This window comes from Flavobacterium sp. Leaf359 (assembly GCF_001423985.1).
Taxonomy (GTDB): Bacteria; Bacteroidota; Bacteroidia; order Flavobacteriales; family Flavobacteriaceae; genus Flavobacterium; species Flavobacterium lindanitolerans.
On record NZ_LMPW01000002.1, the window covers coordinates 306,768 to 306,981 of the forward strand.

The 214-nt window shown below is 54.7% G+C and carries 1 protein-coding gene; it reads right to left on the reverse strand.

Going from position 1 to position 214, the window contains the following annotated elements; genetic code table 11:
* Window positions 1-214: SprB repeat-containing protein (locus ASG38_RS18435; RefSeq protein ID WP_157486021.1), on the reverse strand; the 214-nt coding region annotated here is incomplete at both ends.

Below are 214 nucleotides of genomic sequence, written 5' to 3' on the forward strand. Positions count from 1 at the left end.
GTCGGCCGGGTTGTTGGAATCCAGGCTTGTGGTATAAGGCGCCGTTCCACCCGCAGGCGTTATGGTTATCGTACCGTTATTGTCGCCCAGGCAGATTTCGTGCGTTCCGTTAACCGTTGCCGAAAGTGCTGCCGCAGGTTCTGTTACCGTAATGTTTGCCAGTTCGACCTCACAGCCGATGTTGTCCCTAACCTTAACGGTATAGGTTCCCGCT